Origin of the sequence: Methanocella sp. (genome assembly GCF_035506375.1) — an archaeon.
Lineage (GTDB): Archaea > Halobacteriota > Methanocellia > Methanocellales > Methanocellaceae > Methanocella.
In genome coordinates, this window is sequence record NZ_DATJPM010000013.1 from 1 (window position 1) to 5,223 (window position 5,223).

The following is a 5,223-nucleotide window of genomic DNA, read 5'->3' on the forward strand; positions in this document are numbered from 1 at the left end:
TGACCCTTATAATTTATTTAATATGCTTTCTCTAGTGTTTCAAATAATTTAGTGGGGTCCGTGCCTTTGGGAGGTTGTTTCGTGTTTTGACGTGAAAGCATCCACTTTAGTGTGGTTCGTGCCCCTTACGTGGGACTAAAAAATAATTCGTGTTTTCGTGTTGAAAAACCGGACAAATCAGCGAACCACACAAACAAAGGACAAACGATTACATAACAAACACGGAACTACCGGCCCCTATGGTTAAGTACACTCCGAGACGGCATAACGGGAAAAAGGCAAGAAAAAAATAGGACACTTCCCCAAACCGCTATATTTTTAATTATAATTTTGAAAAAAGTTTAGATAATGCATTTGAAATAACCTAAAACGAGGCAAAACATGAGTAACAAGATCATAGCTTTATTGCTTTCCTTATTCGTGCTCGCTATGGCGTTAGCCATACAGCCAGTGTCCAGCCAGTCGGGCATATCATATAACCCGAACCAGAACTACGGCCACTTACCGCCAATCCCGAGCCCGCCCGCACGGCCCTCCGTCCCGGCATTTCCCGCCATTCCCTGGCCATGGAAACCAACGCTAACCCCGGTGCCCGTGCCAACGCTAACGGCTACTCCGCCGCCGCAAATGCATCCCCCGCCGAAAGTAGGTTAATCCTCTCCGGTAAGAAAAACGGTCGATCAGGCCATAGAATCGTAGGGCTTTAGGTCCACTTACAATATTTTTTATTCGAGCCTCTTGCCGTCTCTACAGGATACTTAGCGGCGTTCTTTTCGAGCTTCCTCTCGAACGCCTTCGTCAGGTCGATATCGTACTTCTGCCCCAGCCTTAATAAGAAAAACAGTACGTCGGCTATTTCATCCTCGACCTCCTCCCGCCCCCGGGCATCGTGGAATATCGCCTCCACCTCATCCGGCGACTTGAAGCGGAACAGGTCCAGCAGCTCCCCGGCCTCCGTGCTCACGCCGATGGCCAGGTCCTTGGCATTATGGTACTGGTCCCAGTCACGGGCCTCGCAAAAGGCCTGGACTTGGGATTTCAGGTCGAAAATAGCGGTAGTCGAATCATTAAGCATAATTATCAATCTCACATCCAATTGGTATCATAGCATTATAGCATTTTCGAGATTATTTTCAAGATACGCATACACTATTTATTAATTACATTATTTTGTATTTAAGTTATTTAATTTCTACCCAGTTAAAGGTCGTGATAATATAAGCCAATTATTTATTTATTGGAAAAAGATATACTTATATATACAGGGGATATGCTTTGCATGATATTCACAATATCCCCATTAGTATAATAATGCATGCTGCTGAAGCGTTGATCAGACGATTTAAATTAGATGTGATAGATGCCGAGCATTATATCAAAACCGCAAAGATCATCAAGCATTTCGAAAAAGATGGCAACATTGGCATACTAGAAAGCTACGTCGGTGGTTGCAAAATACAATTCGTATGTACGATAAGAGAAAATATCCTATACTTAATAACGGTTGAGGAATGCAAATGAGCTCATGCCCGATATGCAATACGCCCATGAAAAAAGAGCGAAGGGAAATTGAAAAGGGGTTATATGCCCAGGTCGAAGTATGTACCAAATGCCAGGATGAATGGCTGGACATGAAAGCCTACGAAGAGCTGTATCAATATTACAATAGAAAGACATTCAAGATCGGCGGAAGCCTTGCAATCCGAATACCAAAAGACCTGGCAGAAGTCGTTGGGATAAAAGAAGGTACCAGAGTGAAGTTCGCTGTTAAGGATAAGAAACTGGTCATCGAAGCAATATCATGAGTTAATATTTGATTAGTTTCTTAATGCACTTGCCCTTTATTTATCTTGAGCGAAAAGAAAAATTAAGAAAAAGGATAAATAATTTAATGATTATTTCTTCGCCTTTGCCTTAGCAGCAGGCTTAGCTTTTACACCAGTTGCCTTCTTGACCGGCTTTTTCGCCGCGGCCGTCTTCTTGACGGGCTTGGCCTTAACCGCGGCCGTCTTCTTGACCGGCTTCGCCTTAACGGCGGCTTTCTTCACCACTTTACCCTTAACGGCGGCCGTCTTTGGCTTCGCCGTCTTCTTCACAACTTTCTTTGTTACCATTGCTTTCTGTTTCTCCTTTAAAGCTTTCATATCAAATGATTCTTGTTTATCGAGATCATCCATCAGGTCCCTGGCATCCTGGTCTTTTGGCGACTCAAGTAGCACTATATCAAGCTGCTCGCGGGCGAGGCCGTACTTCTCCTGCCCGATATAGGCTCTCGCCAGGTTCCTGCGTGCGTCGAGGTCATCCGGGTCCAGTTTCAGGACCCGCTGCAGCTCATCGATGGCCTTGCTCCGCTCGCCGGTCTCCAGGTACCAGATGCCCAGGTTATAGCGCGCGTCGGCGAACTTCGGGTCGATCCTGAGCGCTTCCTTGAGCGTCGCGACGGCCTCGTCGTTCCTGCCGTTCATGAAATAGACGTTCGCCAGGTAAAACCGCGACTCCGTATCTTTCTTGTCGACCTTCACGGCCCCTTCCAGCTCCCGCTGTGCGTCCTTCGTCTTCCCCATGTTCAGGTAGACCAGCGCCAGCGACGTCCTGGGCTCGACCGAGTTCGGGTCCAGATTTACTGCGGCCTTAAGCTCTTTTATGCTGTTCTTCGTGTCGCCCGTTTCGTTGTATGCCAGCCCCAGGCCGAAATGCGCGGGCGCATACTCTTTATTGATCTTTAGCATTTCTTTGAAGCTCTCTATCGCCATGTCGAAGTTGCCCATGTGCATGTTTATCTGTGCCTTACCGATAAGAGCTACGGCGTCTTCGAGTTTTTCATTCGTTATATCCGGTGATTTTTTAGTCGCGCGTTTAACCATAAAGACCAATTGCTATACTTATTTGTCGTTATTATTTAAGTCTCTTTTTCTATAATCCTATATATATCATACATAGAGCCATGTTCATGTGGACATTTAATATGTGAATTTTAAATAGACTTGATAACAGAACAAATGTGAAAATGAAGTACAATACGAAAGTTGAAAGCTTAAAAAATGAGCACGCACTATATTTAACATTAAGGATAAACGGGCTCCGGCTCCGGCACCGCCTGCGCCTCGATCGCGGGCAAAGTGATCACGAACTCGCTACCCTTCTTATAATCCCCCGGCACACGGTTCTCCACGCGAATATCCCCGCCCAGCCTATCCAGCACCAGCTTAACCAGAAACATCGGCAGCGCTTTTCCATGCGCCTGCGTGATACCAAGGTGAAACGTAAACAATTCATCCTTCGTATCATCGGGTATTTCCTGGGAATTATCGATGATGGAGACCGTGTAGTAAGGCTGCATATCGATGTTAACCTTATCCACATTGATATCCAGAGTCACGTCGCCGCGGGAGCACATAATGGCGTTGTTGATGAGCGTATAGAACACGTCCTCCAGCACGGCGCTGCCATTCACCATCCGGCCCATCAGCGGTGTATAGTGGATATTCACGCTCTTCGTCTGCGGCCAGCTCACGTCTTTGATGGCCTCCTCGATGAGGCCGTCCAGGTCCAGCGTCTCGACCGGCAGGTCCTCACTTAGAGTATGGTGCAGGATACGGACGTTATCGACGATGGTCTCGCTTTCTTCCACGTCCCGCTTCACGCCCTTCACGGTATCCCGGGCATCCCGGTCCAGCCCCGGTATCGACAGGACCGTCTCCAGGTCATCGAGCATTATCTTGTTCAAGGTCTTCAGGTCGTGCTCGATGATGTCCAGGTACATCGACGCCTGGCGGCTCATGTCCAGGTTCAGCTCGCACAGCCGGCCCACGGCAATGGCCGATGAACAGCGCTCCGCCGCGACCTGCAGTATCTCCAGCTCCAGCTCGCTGAATAAATGCGTGCTCCGCCAGTCGACGTGCAGCACTCCGATGGCCTCGCCGCCGTAGAGCATGGGGACGCCGAGGGTCGAATGAATGCCGGCACGCTTTACGTAAGGGTTTATCACGATCGGGTCCGCCTGGGCGTCCTGGACGTAGATATGCCGCTTTGTTTCAGCGATCTTACCCTCGAACCCCTGGCCTATCGGCACGGTGAAACGCTGCGTCTCCTCCTCGCCGGTCCCCAGCGCCATGAACGAGGCCAGATTATCGCCCTCCCGGATATGCAGAACGGCCGCGTCGGCCTTAAAAAGATCGATGAGAGTCTGGAGGATCTCGTAGAGCTGCTCTTCGGCGTCCGCCGCGTCGTAGCCGCTCATCCCGATGTCGAGCACGGCCTGCAGCGACTCGTTCGCGCTGTCAAGCTGTTTCTGAAGACTGCCCCGGTCTTCCTGCTTTCCCATCATCCCGTCTAACCCCGAGAATAGATTTACCCGCGGATATAAAAACGCATATAAAAATTAATGGGGAATGGCGGTAGCTTATCGAAAGACGGATAAAGCTTCATTCTTATACATATAGCCGTCATGAAGCGCAAGGCCAATGGTACCGAGACGAGCGCCTTCGGCTCCGGGGGCCGGCACAGCCACGACTCGTCGAAGTTCTATGGCGGCCGGATCTACGAGGGCCTCAAGGCCGACGATAAGGTCGACTATACAGAGAACCCGGTACCGGCTATGAGCCTTGATAAGATTTTTTGCCATTCCAGCGAGAGCATGGAGGAGCTGCCCGATAACAGCGTCCATTTAATGGTCACGTCGCCGCCCTACAACGTCGGCAAAGAGTACGATGACGACCTGACGCTGGATGAGTACCGGGCTTTCCTGTCTCGGGTGTGGGCGGAGGTCTACCGCGTGCTCGTGCCCGGAGGCCGCGTTTGCCTGAACGTCGCTAACCTCGGGCGCAAGCCGTACCTGCCCCTGCACGCCTTCTTCGCGGAAGATATGTTCAAGATAGGCTTCCTGATGCGCGGGGAAATCATCTGGAATAAGGCCTCTGCCGCCGGCACGTCCACGGCCTGGGGAAGCTGGCAGTCGGCGAAAAATCCCACGCTCAGGGACGTCCACGAGTACATCCTCGTATTCTCAAAGCAGGGATATTCGCGGGCCCCCGGCGATAAAGCGTCTACGATATCTAAAGAAGAGTTTTTAGAATACACGAAGAGCGTCTGGTCCTTTGGCTCGGAGTCGGCGAAAAAAATCGGCCATCCTGCGCCCTACCCGGTCGAGCTACCATCCCGCTGCATCAAGCTCTACACCTTTGAAGGCGACGTCGTCCTGGACCCGTTCATCGGCAGCGGCAC

General features: G+C 50.3%; 6 protein-coding genes. 3 read left to right on the plus strand and 3 right to left on the minus strand.

Annotation, left to right across the window (positions count from 1 at the left end):
• Positions 1-381: 381 nt before the first annotated feature.
• Positions 382-654: a hypothetical protein gene (locus VMC84_RS01530; RefSeq protein ID WP_325377451.1), complete on the plus strand. Its 273-nt coding sequence runs from the start codon at positions 382-384 to the stop codon at positions 652-654.
• 49 nt (positions 655-703) lie between these two features.
• Here VMC84_RS01530 and VMC84_RS01535 read toward each other — a convergent pair whose 3' ends face one another.
• Positions 704-1,075: a nucleotide pyrophosphohydrolase gene (locus tag VMC84_RS01535; RefSeq protein WP_325377453.1), complete on the minus strand. Its 372-nt coding sequence runs from the start codon at positions 1,073-1,075 to the stop codon at positions 704-706.
• A 442-nt stretch (positions 1,076-1,517) separates the two neighbouring features.
• On the opposite strand from VMC84_RS01535, the gene VMC84_RS01540 reads away from it, so the two are divergent.
• Positions 1,518-1,805, plus strand: coding sequence for an AbrB/MazE/SpoVT family DNA-binding domain-containing protein (locus VMC84_RS01540; RefSeq protein ID WP_325377455.1), 288 nt, complete (start codon positions 1,518-1,520; stop codon positions 1,803-1,805).
• Between the two features lie 90 nt (positions 1,806-1,895).
• Here the strand turns inward: VMC84_RS01540 and VMC84_RS01545 are convergent, their stop codons facing one another.
• Entirely contained in the window at positions 1,896-2,864 is a 969-nt protein-coding gene (locus tag VMC84_RS01545) for a tetratricopeptide repeat protein (protein WP_325377456.1), read from the minus strand.
• A 200-nt stretch (positions 2,865-3,064) separates the two neighbouring features.
• Positions 3,065-4,327 (minus strand): GAF domain-containing sensor histidine kinase, encoded by a 1,263-nt coding sequence (locus VMC84_RS01550; RefSeq protein WP_325377458.1) that lies wholly within the window; start codon positions 4,325-4,327, stop codon positions 3,065-3,067.
• Between the two features lie 120 nt (positions 4,328-4,447).
• Between VMC84_RS01550 and VMC84_RS01555 the strand changes: the two genes are divergently transcribed.
• Positions 4,448-5,223: site-specific DNA-methyltransferase (locus VMC84_RS01555; RefSeq protein ID WP_325377460.1), on the plus strand; the 776-nt coding region annotated here is incomplete at its 3' end.

Excerpts from the sequence above, each read along its gene's own strand:
- VMC84_RS01530 (WP_325377451.1), top strand. The coding sequence starts at position 382 with ATGAGTAACAAGATCATAGCTTTATTGCTTTCCTTATTCGTGCTCGCT.
- VMC84_RS01535 (WP_325377453.1), bottom strand. The coding sequence starts at position 1,075 with ATGCTTAATGATTCGACTACCGCTATTTTCGACCTGAAATCCCAAGTC.
- VMC84_RS01550 (WP_325377458.1), bottom strand. The coding sequence starts at position 4,327 with ATGATGGGAAAGCAGGAAGACCGGGGCAGTCTTCAGAAACAGCTTGAC.
- VMC84_RS01545 (WP_325377456.1), bottom strand. The coding sequence starts at position 2,864 with ATGGTTAAACGCGCGACTAAAAAATCACCGGATATAACGAATGAAAAA.
- VMC84_RS01540 (WP_325377455.1), top strand. The coding sequence starts at position 1,518 with ATGAGCTCATGCCCGATATGCAATACGCCCATGAAAAAAGAGCGAAGG.